Raw genomic sequence first — 13,414 nt, 5'->3', positions numbered from 1 at the left:
CACATACGCGCTCCTGGCCGCTGTGTCGGACTCCCGGAACAGGCAGCATGCACTTATGCGAACTATCACTGATGCGCTGGCGGCGATGGGGGGAGTCGGCAGCACCAGCTCCTTGAGGCAGGCCGGTGTCTCCCGCCGGAGCATTGAAGCCGGAGTCCAGGACTCCTCCGTCCAAAGGGTGGCGCGAGGCGTGTATGCGCTGCCTGACGCAGAACCCTTGCTCGTCCACGCCGGCCGGCACTACGCGGTGCCCGCCTGTGTCACGGCTGCCCAGGCAGCGGGGCTATGGGTGGTCAAGGGCCCCGGGAGACCCCATCTTGCCGCAGGGCATGGGAGGCCAATTGATGGCTGTGTCGTGCACAGAAGCAACGTTCCACTGACGCATCTGGACATTGTGTGCCAATCGCTCCGCTGTCTTCCGCCGCTCGAGGGGCTGACCATCGCGGAATCTGCGGTCAAAAGGGGGTTGGTTCAACTTCCGACTCTCCGGGAACAGTTTCCAGCGGTCAGGGAGAAGGCCGTTCTTGGACTGGTTGCAAGAATCCGGCCGCAGTCCGGGTCGATCATCGAAACCATGGCCCGGTATCTGCTGGAGGAGGCGGGGCTGACGGTGGAGCTGCAGGTCAAGATTCCCGGGGTGGGCCATTTGGACCTCTTGGTCGATGGCCTGCTGGGTATTGAGACCGACGGCTACGCCCACCACAGGAGCCGGGCAGCGTACCGGGAGGACAGGCGGCGATGGAACGTGACGGTTGTCCGAGGTATTCCCACCCTTCGCGTGACCTTTGAAATGCTGCTGAGCGAGCCCACGGAGTTCGTGCGAATGGTGCATCGAGCTCTTGCCACGTACAGGTCTGCGCAGTGAAGCCCGGGTTCGACCCGCGTGGGCAGTTCCTGCGCAGTGAGAGCCTCATTTAGCGCACGGGCCGGCGCCGCTCAGGTGCGGGCGGCACTTCCTTCGCCGCCACCACCAGCGCAAGGGGAATGACGACGTCGGCCTGCCGGGTACGGACGGTGCAGTCGCCGTCGGCGGTTCCAACCAGGTGGCCCAGCGCGTCCGTGAGCCCGCCCTCGATCCGGTACCGGACCACTACCCGGGTTCCGGGCGCGGCGGCCTCCAGGAACTCACGGGGCGAAGGCGTGGTCAGACTCACCAGTTCATACTAGGGGGCCCGCTAGGTTCGCGGTGACGGGCTGGGAGATAATAGGCTCAGAAGTCAACAGTCCGGAGGACATGCCGGACGCAAGAACCGGCCGGTCGCCGGTACCAACGTGGAGAGGCAAGGGACGTGACGTACGTAATCGCGCAGCCGTGTGTGGATGTCAAGGACAAGGCATGTATTGAGGAGTGCCCCGTCGACTGCATCTACGAGGGTGAGCGTTCGCTGTACATCCATCCGGATGAGTGCGTCGACTGTGGTGCCTGCGAACCTGTCTGCCCCGTCGAGGCCATCTACTACGAGGATGACACCCCTGACGAGTGGGCCGACTACTACAAGGCCAACGTCGAATTCTTCGACGATCTGGGTTCCCCCGGCGGTGCCGCAAAAATCGGCAACACGGGTAAGGACCACCCGATGATTGCCGCACTGCCGCCGCAGAACCAAGACCACTGAGCCGGGCGTCCCGGTGACCGCAGCCGTGAACGGCTTTGGCCTGAGCCTGCCCGACTACCCGTGGGAGGCCTTGGCGCCTTATGTGGCCAAGGCGTCAGAACACCGGGGCGGGGCGGTGAACCTCTCCATTGGCACGCCAGTGGACCCGACCCCCGCGTTGATCCAGGAGGCACTCAGGGCCGCCGCCGACGCCCCGGGATACCCCACAGTCCACGGCACCATCCCGCTGCGTGAAGCCATCGCGCAGTGGTTCGAACGCCGCCGGGGAGTTCCAGGCCTGGATCCCAAGAACGTTATGCCCACCGTGGGTTCCAAGGAACTGGTGGCATGGCTTCCTTTGTTGCTGGGGCTGAAGCCGGGCGATGTCGTCGTCCGCCCCAAAGTCGCCTACCCTACCTATGACATCGGTGCCACCTTCGCCGGCGCCATGTCGGTTGCCACTGACCACCTCGACGAACTCGACGAGGCCACCCGCTCGCGGGTCCGCCTGGTCTGGGTGAACTCGCCCGGCAACCCCACCGGCAGCGTCAGGGATGTCGAGTCCCTGCGTGCGCTGGTCGAGCAGGCACGGGAGCTCGGGGCAGTGGTGGCGTCGGATGAGTGCTACGCAGAGCTCGGCTGGGGCGCCTGGGATGTCCAGCGGGGCGGCGAGCCTGTACCCAGCATCCTGGACCCCCGTGTTGCCGGCGGCTCCCGCGAGGGCCTCCTGGCCGTGTATTCGCTGAGCAAGCAGTCCAACCTGGCCGGCTACAGGGCCGCCTTTGTTGCCGGCGATCCGCGCATCATGGCCAACCTGGTCAACAGCCGCAAGCACGCGGGCATGATCGTCCCCTACCCGGTGCAGGAGGCAATGCGCGCCGCCCTTGCTGACGACGCGCATGTCCAGGCGCAGAAGGACCTGTACCGGGGCCGCAGGGAACGCCTCGTGCCGGCGTTGAACCGCTTCGGACTGGAGATCAAGGAGTCCGACGCCGGGCTGTACCTCTGGTCCACCGCAGGGGAGGGCACGTGGGAGACGGTGGGGCGGCTCGCCGACCACGGCATCGTGGTGGGGCCCGGCGTCTTCTATGGCGAGGCAGGCAACGGCTTCGTTCGTGTCGCGCTGACCGGTACGGACGAACGGATCGACGCCGCCGTGTCCCGGCTGGCCGCAGCGTCGTAACAATGGTGTGACTCGCGCCACAACGGGAGCATTTTAGGCCACTTTCGTACGTCGCCGATTAGTGACACCCGCTAAGGAGCGGTACTTTTTAAGTGACTATCAATGGTGGCTTTCTACAAGAAGGCAGCCCGGGTGTTGGAACCCTGTGCCGAACAGGGTCAGTGCGCGGCTCACCGGATGTTGGATCAAGCTTTCGACAGAGGCCCAGACGCCTCATGAAGGGGACTCCATGACTGAGACCAACAGCGCAACCCTGCATCACGCAGGAGGGGAGCTCAAGCTCCCGCGCATCCAGGTTGTTGAAGGGAACGAAGGTTACGACGTTTCCAAGCTGCTGAAGCAGACGGGCGCAGTCACCTTTGACCCCGGCTTCATGAACACCGCAGCAACCACCTCTGCCATCACGTACATCGATGGCGATGCGGGCATCCTGCGTTACCGCGGATACCCCATCGAGCAGCTGGCGCAGCACTCCAGCTTCCTCGAGGTTTCCTACCTGTTGATCTACGGCAACCTGCCCAGCCCCACCGAGCTGGAAGAGTTCGACCAGAAGATCCGCCATCACACCCTCCTGCACGAAGAGCTCAAGGGCTTCTTCGGCGGCTTCCCGCGCGACGCCCACCCGATGCCTGTGCTGTCGTCGGCCGTCTCCGCGTTGTCCACGTTCTACCAGGACTCCCTTGACCCGTTCAACGCCGAGCAGGTGGAAGTCTCCACCATCCGCCTGATGGCAAAGCTTCCGGTCATCGCGGCCTATGCGCACAAGAAGTCCATTGGTCAGCCGATGCTGTACCCGGACAACTCCCATAACCTTGTGGAGAACTTCCTGCGCCTGAGCTTTGGCCTCCCGGCAGAGCAGTACGAGGTGGATCCGGTGGTAGCCAAGGCCCTGGACCTCCTGCTCATCCTGCACGCGGACCACGAACAGAACTGCTCTACCTCCACTGTGCGGCTGGTAGGCTCCTCCAACGCCAACTTGTTCGCATCGGTTTCAGCCGGCATCAACGCGCTCTTCGGTCCCGCCCACGGCGGAGCGAACGAAGCAGTGCTGAAGATGCTCCGCCAGATCCAGGCCGACGGCACCAAGCCCGAGGACTACATGGAGAAGGTCAAGAACAAGGAAGACGGCGTCCGCCTCATGGGCTTCGGACACCGCGTCTACAAGAACTACGATCCCCGTGCAAAGATCGTCAAGGCCACGGCGCACGAGATCCTGACCAAGCTCGGCGGCAACGACGAACTCCTGGACATCGCCCTGCGCCTCGAAGAGAAGGCGCTCAACGATGACTACTTCATCCAGCGAAAGCTCTACCCGAACGTGGACTTCTACACGGGCCTGATCTACAAGGCCATGGGCTTCCCGGAGAAGATGTTCACTGTGCTCTTCGCGATCGGCCGGTTGCCCGGCTGGATCGCCCAGTGGCGGGAAATGATCTCCGACCCCAACACCAAGATCGGCCGCCCGCGCCAGCTCTACATCGGTGAGCCGGAGCGGGACTACCCCGCCCGCTAAGCCCCGGAAAACACAATGCGGGGTCACTTACGGTCCATCCCACACCCTGGGACAGGCCGTAAGTGACCCCGCGTTGTTGTTTTAAGCGGAGTAACCTTGCGGGTTGTTCTTCTGCCAGCGCCAGTGGTCCTCGCACATCTGGTCCACCGTTTTCGTGGTGGACCAGCTGAGGTCCGCCAGGGCCGAGGCGGCATCGGCCCAAAAAGCCGGCAGATCGCCGGGGCGGCGCTCCGTGATCTCGTAGGGGATGGGCTTCCCCACTGCCTTCTCGAACGAGCGGAGCACCTCCAGTACCGAAGAACCCTTGCCTGAGCCCAAGTTCCAGCGGAAAACACCTGTCCGGTCCGTCACGTGGTCCAAGGCCGCCACGTGGCCTTCGGCGAGGTCCACCACGTGGATGTAGTCGCGCAGGCAGGTGCCGTCCGGGGTGTCATAGTCGCCGCCGAAGACCATCAGCTTCTCTCGCCTCCCCACGGCAACCTGGGCGATGAACGGCACCAGGTTGTTCGGGATGCCTTGCGGGTCCTCGCCAATGCGTCCGGACGGGTGGGCTCCCACCGGGTTGAAGTAGCGGAGCAGCGCTATGTGCCAGCGGCTGTCAGCGGCGCCAAGGTCGGAGAGGATGTCCTCGATCTGTTCCTTGGTGCGGCCGTAGGGGTTGTTCGCGCCGATTTCCATTTTTTCAACGTACGGGACGGGATTGTGTTCCCCGTAGACGGTGGCGGATGAGCTGAAGACCAGTGACCGGACGTCGTGGCGGTCCATAACCCGGATCAGGTTGAGCGTGCCCACGAGATTGTTGTAATAGTACCTGAGCGGTTCACGCACTGACTCTCCGACTGCCTTCAGGCCGGCGAAGTGGATGACTGCGTCGATGCTGCTTCCGTCAAACACACTGTCCACGGCGGCCTCGTCCACGAGGTCCACGTGATGGAACTCTGCGGCCTTGCCGCTGAGTTCCGCAACCCGGCGCAAGGACTCTTCGCTGGAATTCACCAGGTTGTCGATCACCACCACCTCGTGGCCGGCTTCCTGCAGGGACAAAACAGTGTGGGAGCCGATGTACCCGGTGCCACCTGTGACCAGAATTTTCATGCCCCAACGCTATCCCACTTGCTGCCTGGGGCGCCCCGGCGTTCCGGATGCCGGTCACTGTGACCGGCCAACACCGGCGGGTGAACGTCTTTCGAGGCACACATGTGCTAAAAAGAGGAAATGCCCAAGATCGTAGATGCCGAAGCCCGGCGTGCGGAAGTTGTTGAAGCGGTATTCAGGATCGTCGCCGTGGACGGGCTTGAACGGGCGTCACTTCGCGAGGTGGCGGATGAAGCGGGGCTCGCGGTGGGATCTGTCAGGCATTATTTTGCCAGCAGCGAAGAACTCCTGGTGTATTCGTTTGCAACTGTCGTGGACAGTTTGACCGTCCGTCTCACGGATGCGCTGACAAAGATGCGTGCGGAGACCCCGGGCACACTGCAGCATCATGAGGCTGTTTTAACCCTGCTGGGTGAACTGCTGCCTCTGGATGAGCGGCGCGCCGTGGAAGCCTGCGTCTGGATGGCATTTAGGAGCGCAGCGAGAATCCGACCATTCCTGGCGGTCGAATCCGACCGCAGCCACCGGGAAGTGGCGGCCATCATCGGCCAAGTGATCACTGCCCTGGTGACAGAGGACGGCGGTGGGCAGCAGAGTCTGGTTGTTGAGGCCGAGAGACTCCTCGCAACCATGGACGGCCTCTGCATGCATGCCCTTCTTCAGCCCGAATGGATGACCGCGGAAATGTGCCGCGAAGTTCTGGAACGGCACCTTGCGGGCCTCGCTGCGGTCGCTGCCGTTAACGTCGGGGTGCTTGGGGAATAGACTGGGAGCCAGGGGAGCGGATCCGGATAATCAACCCGGTGCAGGCACGCCACGGGAGGAATTGGGATGCACAACACAGGCGGTTCCGGCTGGCAGATAACCATGGACACATCCGGCCCGATGATGATCGCGCTGTATGTGCGTGACGCCGCCGGACTGGACGGCGCCGGCCATCCGGCGTTGTCCCATGCCGCCCCGAAGATCCACCACGCGGACCATACCCATCTCACTGCGGAGGTAGGCGGCCTCAACGCGTTGAAGACCGAGTGGGAGGCATGGTGGGAGCAGTTGCTGAAGGCCTATCCTCACATGGCACCGGAGCTGTCGCCCCCCGAGTTCGGGGCATTCGGAAATTCCCCGGCGTTGCAGCGGGTCCTCCAGGCGCACTTCGGAGCCGCACTCACGTGGGCCCGGGAACGCCGCAGTGAATACGCCGAGCTGGAAGCGGAGCGTGTGGCCAGTGGCTCAGACCAACTGCTGGACGACATGGTGGACGACCGGTTAATGGAGGTCGGGCGGAGTCCCCGGGATTTCAAGCTGACCATTATCGAACTGCCCTTGAACGAGCAGCGGGCCTGGTACCTTGAGCCGGACAAGATCATCATGAGCCACGACCTCATGTCGCAGCCTGAACTCTTCCGCAGCTATGTCCAACCTGTGGTGGAAATGCTCGTCTGAGCTGCTGGTTCAAACAGCCGGGTTTGACCGGCTTCGCCGGCCCGGCACAGCCTAAGGCGGCTTAGCCGGCCGGCACCCCAGAGACGGTAATCCGGACCTGGCCGTCGCCGGCGTCGGAATCCTGCCAGCCGTCCCGGGCCAGGCGGTTCCAGCTCTGACCTCCAACGTCCACCCGGGTGACCTCAAAACCTTTGGCGTTGGCCACGGCCCATTGCCCCACGGACCACGCCTCGCTGCCGCTGGCCTCCACGACCAACGTCTGTCCCTCGGTGGTGGTGGTAAGCGTCCCGTAGGCCTGCTCGAGTTCGGCAGCGACGGCAACGGGGTCTCCCCGATCTTCGGGCGTGCGGAGCGTGCACTGCACAGCGCCCGGCGTCTGGCCGGAGAGGCCGGACGCGAAGTTGCGGCCCATGTTCTCATGCTCGGCATAAGCGCGGGGATAGGCGGAACGCTGGACTCGTTGTGCTGCGTCAGTGATCTCCAGCGACTCGTAGCCGGGGATCTTGACCAGTGCGTCGTAGAACGCATTGGCGGCATAATACGGGTCCATTAACTGGGCCTCAGTTCCCCATCCTTGGGAAGGGCGCTGCTGGAACAGCCCGCGGGAATCAGGGCCGGCCTGGTCTCCGTGGCCGATGTTGCGAAGCTTCGATTCCTGCATGGCGGTAGCCAGGGCGATGCTTGCGGCCCGCGCCGGAAGTCCACGCTGGACGGCGACGGCGGTGATCAGCGAAGCATTGACGGCCTGGTCTGTTGCGAGCTCCGCAGTCTGGGGCCCCACCGCCGCTGTGCAGCGCTCCGAGACGAGGGTCTCGGAGCGCTGCACGAAGGAAACGACTGTGTACACGCCGCCGCCCACCAGAGCCATGGTGAGCAGCAGCACTACTGCCCGCGCCAGGCCACGCTTGTGTGCCACGGAGGTGTCAGTTGGAGTGCAGGGCGTCGTTGAGTTCCACAGTCTGGCCCTTGCGCGGCAGGACCTCCACGGCCCCGGTGGTGGAGTTGCGCCGGAACAGGAGGTTGGGGACGCCGGACAGCTCCACGGCCTTGACCACCCTGGTGGTGTCCTCGCCATCGGCGTCCTTGATGCCGATCACGCGCACCCGGGTTCCCGCTGTGACGTAGAGCCCGGCCTCCACCACGGAATCATCGCCGATGCTGATCCCGACGCCGGAGTTGGCACCCAGGAGGACGCGCTCGCCAATGGCGATCTTCTCCTTGCCGCCGCCGGAGAGGGTGCCCATGATTGACGCACCGCCGCCCACGTCGCTGCCGTCGCCAGCCACCACTCCGGCCGAAATTCGGCCCTCCACCATGGACGTGCCCAGCGTGCCGGCGTTGAAGTTAACGAACCCTTCATGCATGACCGTCGTCCCTTCGGCGAGGTGCGCGCCGAGGCGGACGCGGTCGGCGTCGGCGATTCTCACACCGGCGGGCACCACGTAGTCCACCATGCGTGGGAACTTGTCGATGCCGTACACCGTGACGGCGCCCCTGCGGCGCAGCCTGGCTCGAGTCATCTCAAAGCCCTCTACGGCGGCTGGGCCGAAGTTGGTCCAGACGACGTTCGGGAGTTTGCCGAAGAGCCCATCCAGGTTGACGGTGTTGGGCTGCACCAGGCGGTGCGAGAGCAAGTGAAGCCGGAGGTAGGCATCCGCTGTGTCCGCCGGGGCCTCATCGAGGTTGATCTGGACGAAGACCACCTTCTGCTCGGTGCCGCGGTCCGGGTCGGTGCCGTTCGCGGCGATTTCGGCCAGGGTTTCGTCGGCATTTTCCACGGCGCGCAAGTTTTCGGCGGCGATGCCGAGGGCCGGTTCCGGGAACCAGACGTCCAGCACTGTGGCCTGGCCGCTTTCCTTGCCTCTGGCTGTCGCGATGGTGGCGAGCCCGAAGCCGTAAGCGGAACGGGAGTCAGCGGTGGCGTTCTGGTGTTCGGGCGCAGCGGAGGTAGTGGTTTCAGTCATGGCCCCAGTCTATCGAGAGCAGGGCACTGGCTTCGAACTAGACTGGCAACGTGACTGCTGAAACCGCTCCCGAATCCTCAACGCTTGGCTCAAAGTCCGTGCCTTTGGACCTCAGCCAGGACGTTGCCCTTTTGACCGCTGCCCTGATGGACATCAACAGTGTTTCGGGCAACGAGACCGAACTGGCCGACGCCGTCGAAACTGCCCTGCGTGGAATCCCGGAACTCCGCGTGGTGCGCGACGGCGATTCGCTGATTGCGCGCACCGAGCTGGGGCGGCGGGAGCGGGTTATTCTCGCCGGGCACCTGGACACCGTCCCGTTGCCCGCCACGGCCGGGGCGCGGGGTACCGTCCCCTCCAGCTGGGACTCAGGAGTTCCGGGCGAGGGCATTCTCTACGGCCGCGGAGCTACGGATATGAAGGGCGGTGTCGGGGTGCAGCTGGCACTGGCCGCTGCAATGTTCGACGGCGGGGCGGCACCGGAGCGGGACGTCACCTTTGTGTTTTACGACCATGAGGAAGTGGAAGCGGTGAAGAGCGGCCTTGGCCGCCTGGTCCGCAATCACGGAGGCCTCCTCGGCGGCGACTTTGCCATCCTCCTCGAACCCACGGACGGGACGGTGGAAGGAGGCTGCAACGGAACCATGCGCCTCGAAGCGACCACCTTGGGCGAGGCCGCCCATTCAGCCCGGGCCTGGATGGGCAGCAACGCGATTCACTCCGCTGCGCCGATCCTGGCCAGGCTGGCCGCTTACGAGCCGCAGACCGTCAATGTCGACGGACTCGGCTACCGGGAAAGCCTCAATGCGGTGAAGATCCATGGCGGCACCGCAGGCAATGTCATTCCAGACCGTTGCGTCGTGGTCATCAACTACCGGTTTGCGCCGGACAAATCCCCGGACCAGGCCGAAGCCCACGTACGGGAACTGCTGGAGGGGTTCGACGTCGTCCGGACAGACAGCGCCGCCGGAGCCCGTCCCGGACTGAACCATCCCGCGGCAGCGTCCTTCGTGGCTGCCGTCGGAGCCGAGCCGAAACCGAAATACGGTTGGACCGACGTCGCGCGTTTCAGTGAACTGGGGATCCCCGCGGTCAACTTCGGTCCGGGCGACCCGCTGTTGGCCCACAAGGACAATGAGCACGTGGACGCGGACGCTATCCGTGAATGCCTGCGTGCGCTGCGGAGCTGGCTTACGGCGTAAATACCCGTCCCAACGCAGAAGGTCCGCAGCTGATAGCTGCGGACCTTCGCTTTTGCGTGCCTACTTTTTGTCCGGACCTGGGACAATGTTCTTGGCGACGGGGTCGTTGCCAGCACCTTCAAGGCCAGTTCGTATCATGGCGGGAGCAACACCGCCGGCGGCCTTCTTCGAGCCGCGGCGTTCTATCCAGACGGCGATGCGGGATACGCAAATGTTAATCGCAATGTAGATTGCTGCGGCGACGAAGAAGATGGGGAACAAGAAAGCGTTGCCCAGGAAGTCCGCCATGACCTGCACCGCCCGGAGCAACTCGCCATAGGCGACGATATAGCCAAGCGACGTGTCTTTCAGCAGCACGACCAGCTGGGCCACAAGCGACGGCATCATGCGGCGGATTGCCTGCGGAAGTTCGATGAACATGCGGGACTGGAAGCTGGTCAGGCCAATGGTCAGGCCCGCCTCCCGTTGTCCCTTCGGCAATGATTGAATGCCGGCACGGAGGATCTCCGCGAAGATGGCCAAGTTGTAGAGGACCAAGCCCGTGACGACAGCGACGAACTGCGATGTGCCGAAGCCCAACAGGACGAACAGCATCATCAGGACCACCGGCATGCCGCGCAGAAACTCCAGGACCACACGGGTGGGGATCCGGATCCAGGCGACCAGGGAGATCCGCAGCAGGCACAGCATCAGGCCGAGGGGGAACGCGATGACGGCGGCGACGGCAGCGGCGCTGAGTGTTGCCCCCAGTCCGTTTCCGAGCAGCATCCAGACATCGCCCCTGGTGAAGATGGCCCAGCGCCGGCCTTCGAAGATGCCCTGCTGGGCCAGGGTCATGGCGATCCATGCCAGCAGGCCGACAATCACGACCGTTCCGATGACGGAACCGATCAGGGATATTCGGCGGGCTTTGGGGCCGGGAACGTCGTAGAGGACTGAAGTCATCGGGCAATCGCCACCTTTCGTTCGACGGTGCTTGCCAGGATTCCCAAGGGAATGGTGATCAGCAGGTAGAAGAACGCCACGCCCAACAGCACGGTCATGACCTGGTCGCCATTGGCGTTGGCCATCTGCCTGCCGTAGCCGAACAGCTCCAGCACGAAGAAGGCGCCGGCGACGGATGAGTTTTTCACAAGTGCGATCAGGATGTTGATCAACGGTGGAATCACAGTTCGGAGCGCCTGCGGCAGGATGATGAGGGACAGCACCTGGCCGAAGTTCATGCCGATGCTCCGTGCCGCCTCTGCCTGGCCCAACGCGACACTGTTGACACCCGAGCGGACAGCTTCCGCAATGAAGGCCGCTGTGTACGCGCTGAGGGCGATGATGGCGGCAATTTCAAACTGTTCGAACTTGACCCCGAGCCGGGGCAGGACGATGGCCGCGAAGAAGAATGCGATGGTCAGCGGGGTGTTACGGAGAACCTCTACGTAGACCGTGCTGAAGCCGCGTAAGGCTGCCACCGGGGAAACCCGTGCGGCGGCCAGAAGTGTTCCGAGCACCAGCGCGATGATCCCGGAGACGACTGAAAGGAAGAGGGTGCGGAGAAAACCGTTCCAGTACAGGGGCAGGTTTTCAATGATGACGTCCATAGGATCCTTCGGCTCTGGGAGTGGACGGGCGAAGACGGATCAGCGGTTGCCGGGATGAGCCGTGAGCCCATCCCGGCAACCGCCGGCGTTACCTAGTAACGGTTGATGGCCGGGAGTTCCGGGGCAGTCTTGATGACAGTGCCTGCGGTTGCTTCCCAGGCCTTCTTGTAAGACCCGTCCTTGCTGAAGGCTTCCAGCTGGTCGTTGATCCAGTTGCGGAACTCGGTGTCGTCCTTCTTCAGCCCGATGCCGTAGGGCTCCTTGGTGAACGTCTGGTCCGAGGCCAGCTTGAAGGCGTCCGGCTCCTTGTCCACAAACCCGGCCAGGATCACATTGTCCGTGGTGACGGCTTCCACCTGCTTGTTGCGGAGCGGCTCGAGGCAGGCCGAGTAGGTTGCCGCCGGGACGAGCACTGCACCGTACTTGTCCACGATGGTGCCCGCCGGGGTGGAGCCCGTTACTGAGCAGACCTTCTTGCCCTTGACGTCTTCCGGCTTCTTGATGGAGTCGTTGTCCTTGTTGACCATCAGGGCCTGCCCGGCCTCGTAGTACGGGCCTGCGAAGCTGACAACCTGCTTGCGCTTGTCATTGATGGTGTACGTGGCGATGACCAGGTCCACCTTGCCCTGCTCGATGAACGGCTCGCGGTTGGCGGAGACGGTCTCGGACCATTCGATCTTGTCCGCTGCGATTCCGAGCTTCGCGGCAATGAGCTTGCCCATCTCGACGTCGAACCCGACAGGCTTCCCGTCCAGGCCGACCTGGCCGAACAGCGGCTGGTCGTACTTGGTGCCGATCTTGATGGTTCCGGCGGAGGAGAGCTTGGCCATGGTGCTGTTTGCAGCGAAGGTCGGCTTCTCTGCGACGCTGGGGTTGCTGGTGCCGGGGGTGCTGCCGCCGCAGGCGCTCAGGGACAGGGCGAGCGCAGCCGTAGCCGCCACGAACAACGACTTCCGCCGGGTCATAAATGCCGTCATGACATTCCTTTCATTGATCGGCCGCGGGTCACGGCCTGGTGCGAACTGGAGTGTGGGCGTTCGTAGGGTGTCAGTGAGTCAGAAGCTTGGACAGGAAGTCCTTGGCCCGGTTGCTCTGGGGATTGGTGAAGAACTCTTCGGGCTTGGCGTCCTCGACGATCTGGCCGTCGGCCATGAACACAACGCGGTCCGCGGCCTTCCGGGCAAAGCCCATCTCGTGGGTGACCACGATCATGGTCATCCCTTCCTTGGCCAGCTGGATCATCACGTCCAGGACCTCGTTGATCATTTCGGGATCGAGGGCGGACGTGGGCTCGTCAAAGAGCATGACTTTCGGCTTCATGGCCAGCGCGCGGGCAATGGCAACACGCTGCTGCTGGCCGCCGGACAGCTGGGCGGGAAGCTTGGGCGCCTGGTGCCCCACGCCCACCCGCTCGAGCAGTGCCATGGCTTCCTTGTCTGCCTGGGCCTTGGAAATGCCCTTGACCTTGATGGGGCCGAGAGTGACGTTCTCCAGGATGGTCTTGTGGGCAAACAGGTTGAACGACTGGAAGACCATGCCGACGTCGGCGCGCAGGCGGGCGAGTTCCTTGCCCTCTTCGGGCAGCACCTTGCCATCAATGCTGATGGTGCCGCCCTCAATGGTTTCCAGGCGGTTGATGGCACGGCAGAGCGTGGACTTGCCCGAGCCGGACGGGCCGATGACAACGATCACCTCGCCCTTGCGGACGTGAAGATCGATATCCTTCAAGACGTGCAGCTGACCGTAATGCTTATTCACACCATTCAGGGAGACGAGCGCATCGCCGGGGACATGAGTAGTCATAAGAAGAATCTAGCGAACAAAGGC

General features: G+C 63.6%; 15 protein-coding genes. 7 read left to right on the top strand and 8 right to left on the bottom strand.

Translation table 11 applies throughout. From position 1 onward, the window contains the following. Window positions 1–55: 55 nt before the first annotated feature. Window positions 56–865 (top strand): hypothetical protein, encoded by an 810-nt coding sequence (locus J7E83_RS07505; RefSeq protein ID WP_214960453.1) that lies wholly within the window; start codon window positions 56–58, stop codon window positions 863–865. Between the two features lie 49 nt (window positions 866–914). Here J7E83_RS07505 and J7E83_RS07500 read toward each other — a convergent pair whose 3' ends face one another. After that, window positions 915–1,154: a hypothetical protein gene (locus tag J7E83_RS07500; protein ID WP_311379600.1), complete on the bottom strand. Its 240-nt coding sequence runs from the start codon at window positions 1,152–1,154 to the stop codon at window positions 915–917. A gap of 135 nt (window positions 1,155–1,289) precedes the next feature. Here J7E83_RS07500 and fdxA point away from each other — a divergent pair, with 135 nt between their 5' ends. From fdxA to J7E83_RS07485, 3 genes are all read left to right on the top strand, one after another. Further along, window positions 1,290–1,616: a ferredoxin gene (gene fdxA / locus J7E83_RS07495; protein ID WP_009356972.1), complete on the top strand. Its 327-nt coding sequence runs from the start codon at window positions 1,290–1,292 to the stop codon at window positions 1,614–1,616. A gap of 13 nt (window positions 1,617–1,629) precedes the next feature. After that, window positions 1,630–2,778, top strand: a complete 1,149-nt coding sequence (gene dapC / locus J7E83_RS07490) for a succinyldiaminopimelate transaminase (RefSeq protein ID WP_214960451.1) — start codon at window positions 1,630–1,632, stop codon at window positions 2,776–2,778. 229 nt (window positions 2,779–3,007) lie between these two features. After that, complete coding sequence (locus J7E83_RS07485; protein ID WP_214960449.1) at window positions 3,008–4,291, top strand: citrate synthase; 1,284 nt, start codon at window positions 3,008–3,010, stop codon at window positions 4,289–4,291. 81 nt (window positions 4,292–4,372) lie between these two features. Here the strand turns inward: J7E83_RS07485 and galE are convergent, their stop codons facing one another. Further along, complete coding sequence (gene galE, locus J7E83_RS07480) at window positions 4,373–5,386, bottom strand: UDP-glucose 4-epimerase GalE (protein ID WP_214960447.1); 1,014 nt, start codon at window positions 5,384–5,386, stop codon at window positions 4,373–4,375. Between the two features lie 120 nt (window positions 5,387–5,506). Here galE and J7E83_RS07475 point away from each other — a divergent pair, with 120 nt between their 5' ends. Both J7E83_RS07475 and J7E83_RS07470 read left to right on the top strand, forming a co-directional pair. After that, entirely contained in the window at window positions 5,507–6,151 is a 645-nt protein-coding gene (locus J7E83_RS07475) for a TetR/AcrR family transcriptional regulator (RefSeq protein WP_214960444.1), read from the top strand. Between the two features lie 66 nt (window positions 6,152–6,217). Further along, the gene (locus J7E83_RS07470; RefSeq protein ID WP_214960443.1) at window positions 6,218–6,829 is read left to right on the top strand and encodes a hypothetical protein; all 612 of its coding nucleotides are present in this window, start codon (window positions 6,218–6,220) and stop codon (window positions 6,827–6,829) included. A gap of 61 nt (window positions 6,830–6,890) precedes the next feature. On the opposite strand, the gene J7E83_RS07465 is transcribed toward J7E83_RS07470, so the two are convergent. Then, complete coding sequence (locus J7E83_RS07465; RefSeq protein ID WP_214960441.1) at window positions 6,891–7,745, bottom strand: hypothetical protein; 855 nt, start codon at window positions 7,743–7,745, stop codon at window positions 6,891–6,893. A 7-nt stretch (window positions 7,746–7,752) separates the two neighbouring features. Continuing rightward, window positions 7,753–8,793: a 2,3,4,5-tetrahydropyridine-2,6-dicarboxylate N-succinyltransferase gene (dapD, locus tag J7E83_RS07460; RefSeq protein ID WP_214960439.1), complete on the bottom strand. Its 1,041-nt coding sequence runs from the start codon at window positions 8,791–8,793 to the stop codon at window positions 7,753–7,755. 50 nt (window positions 8,794–8,843) lie between these two features. Here dapD and dapE point away from each other — a divergent pair, with 50 nt between their 5' ends. After that, window positions 8,844–9,995, top strand: coding sequence for a succinyl-diaminopimelate desuccinylase (gene dapE, locus J7E83_RS07455; RefSeq protein WP_214960437.1), 1,152 nt, complete (start codon window positions 8,844–8,846; stop codon window positions 9,993–9,995). A gap of 60 nt (window positions 9,996–10,055) precedes the next feature. On the opposite strand, the gene J7E83_RS07450 is transcribed toward dapE, so the two are convergent. The 4 genes from J7E83_RS07450 to J7E83_RS07435 form a co-directional block, all read right to left on the bottom strand. Next, window positions 10,056–10,940, bottom strand: coding sequence for an amino acid ABC transporter permease (locus J7E83_RS07450; protein WP_214960436.1), 885 nt, complete (start codon window positions 10,938–10,940; stop codon window positions 10,056–10,058). Beyond that, window positions 10,937–11,587, bottom strand: coding sequence for an amino acid ABC transporter permease (locus tag J7E83_RS07445; protein WP_214960435.1), 651 nt, complete (start codon window positions 11,585–11,587; stop codon window positions 10,937–10,939). The genes J7E83_RS07450 and J7E83_RS07445 overlap by 4 nt, the downstream gene beginning before the upstream one ends. Window positions 11,588–11,679: 92 nt before the next feature. Next, on the bottom strand, window positions 11,680–12,564 hold the full coding sequence (locus J7E83_RS07440; RefSeq protein ID WP_214960433.1) for a glutamate ABC transporter substrate-binding protein: 885 nt from the start codon (window positions 12,562–12,564) through the stop codon (window positions 11,680–11,682). Window positions 12,565–12,634: 70 nt separating this feature from the next. Further along, a complete protein-coding gene (locus tag J7E83_RS07435) occupies window positions 12,635–13,390 on the bottom strand; it encodes an amino acid ABC transporter ATP-binding protein (protein WP_214960432.1) in 756 nt (251 codons plus the stop codon). Window positions 13,391–13,414 lie beyond the last annotated feature (24 nt).

It is taken from the genome of Arthrobacter sp. ISL-48 (assembly GCF_018613805.1).
Taxonomy (GTDB): domain Bacteria; phylum Actinomycetota; class Actinomycetes; order Actinomycetales; family Micrococcaceae; genus Arthrobacter.
This window is presented reverse-complemented; position numbering and strand designations above follow the sequence as displayed.

Bases quoted from the DNA above. Each gene is read 5' to 3' on its own strand.
- J7E83_RS07505 (WP_214960453.1), top strand. From the start codon at position 56: ATGCGAACTATCACTGATGCGCTGGCGGCGATGGGGGGAGTCGGCAGC.
- J7E83_RS07485 (WP_214960449.1), top strand. From the start codon at position 3,008: ATGACTGAGACCAACAGCGCAACCCTGCATCACGCAGGAGGGGAGCTC.
- galE (WP_214960447.1), bottom strand. From the start codon at position 5,386: ATGAAAATTCTGGTCACAGGTGGCACCGGGTACATCGGCTCCCACACT.
- J7E83_RS07475 (WP_214960444.1), top strand. From the start codon at position 5,507: ATGCCCAAGATCGTAGATGCCGAAGCCCGGCGTGCGGAAGTTGTTGAA.
- J7E83_RS07470 (WP_214960443.1), top strand. From the start codon at position 6,218: ATGCACAACACAGGCGGTTCCGGCTGGCAGATAACCATGGACACATCC.
- dapD (WP_214960439.1), bottom strand. From the start codon at position 8,793: ATGACTGAAACCACTACCTCCGCTGCGCCCGAACACCAGAACGCCACC.
- J7E83_RS07450 (WP_214960436.1), bottom strand. From the start codon at position 10,940: ATGACTTCAGTCCTCTACGACGTTCCCGGCCCCAAAGCCCGCCGAATA.
- J7E83_RS07445 (WP_214960435.1), bottom strand. From the start codon at position 11,587: ATGGACGTCATCATTGAAAACCTGCCCCTGTACTGGAACGGTTTTCTC.
- J7E83_RS07440 (WP_214960433.1), bottom strand. From the start codon at position 12,564: ATGACGGCATTTATGACCCGGCGGAAGTCGTTGTTCGTGGCGGCTACG.
- J7E83_RS07435 (WP_214960432.1), bottom strand. From the start codon at position 13,390: ATGACTACTCATGTCCCCGGCGATGCGCTCGTCTCCCTGAATGGTGTG.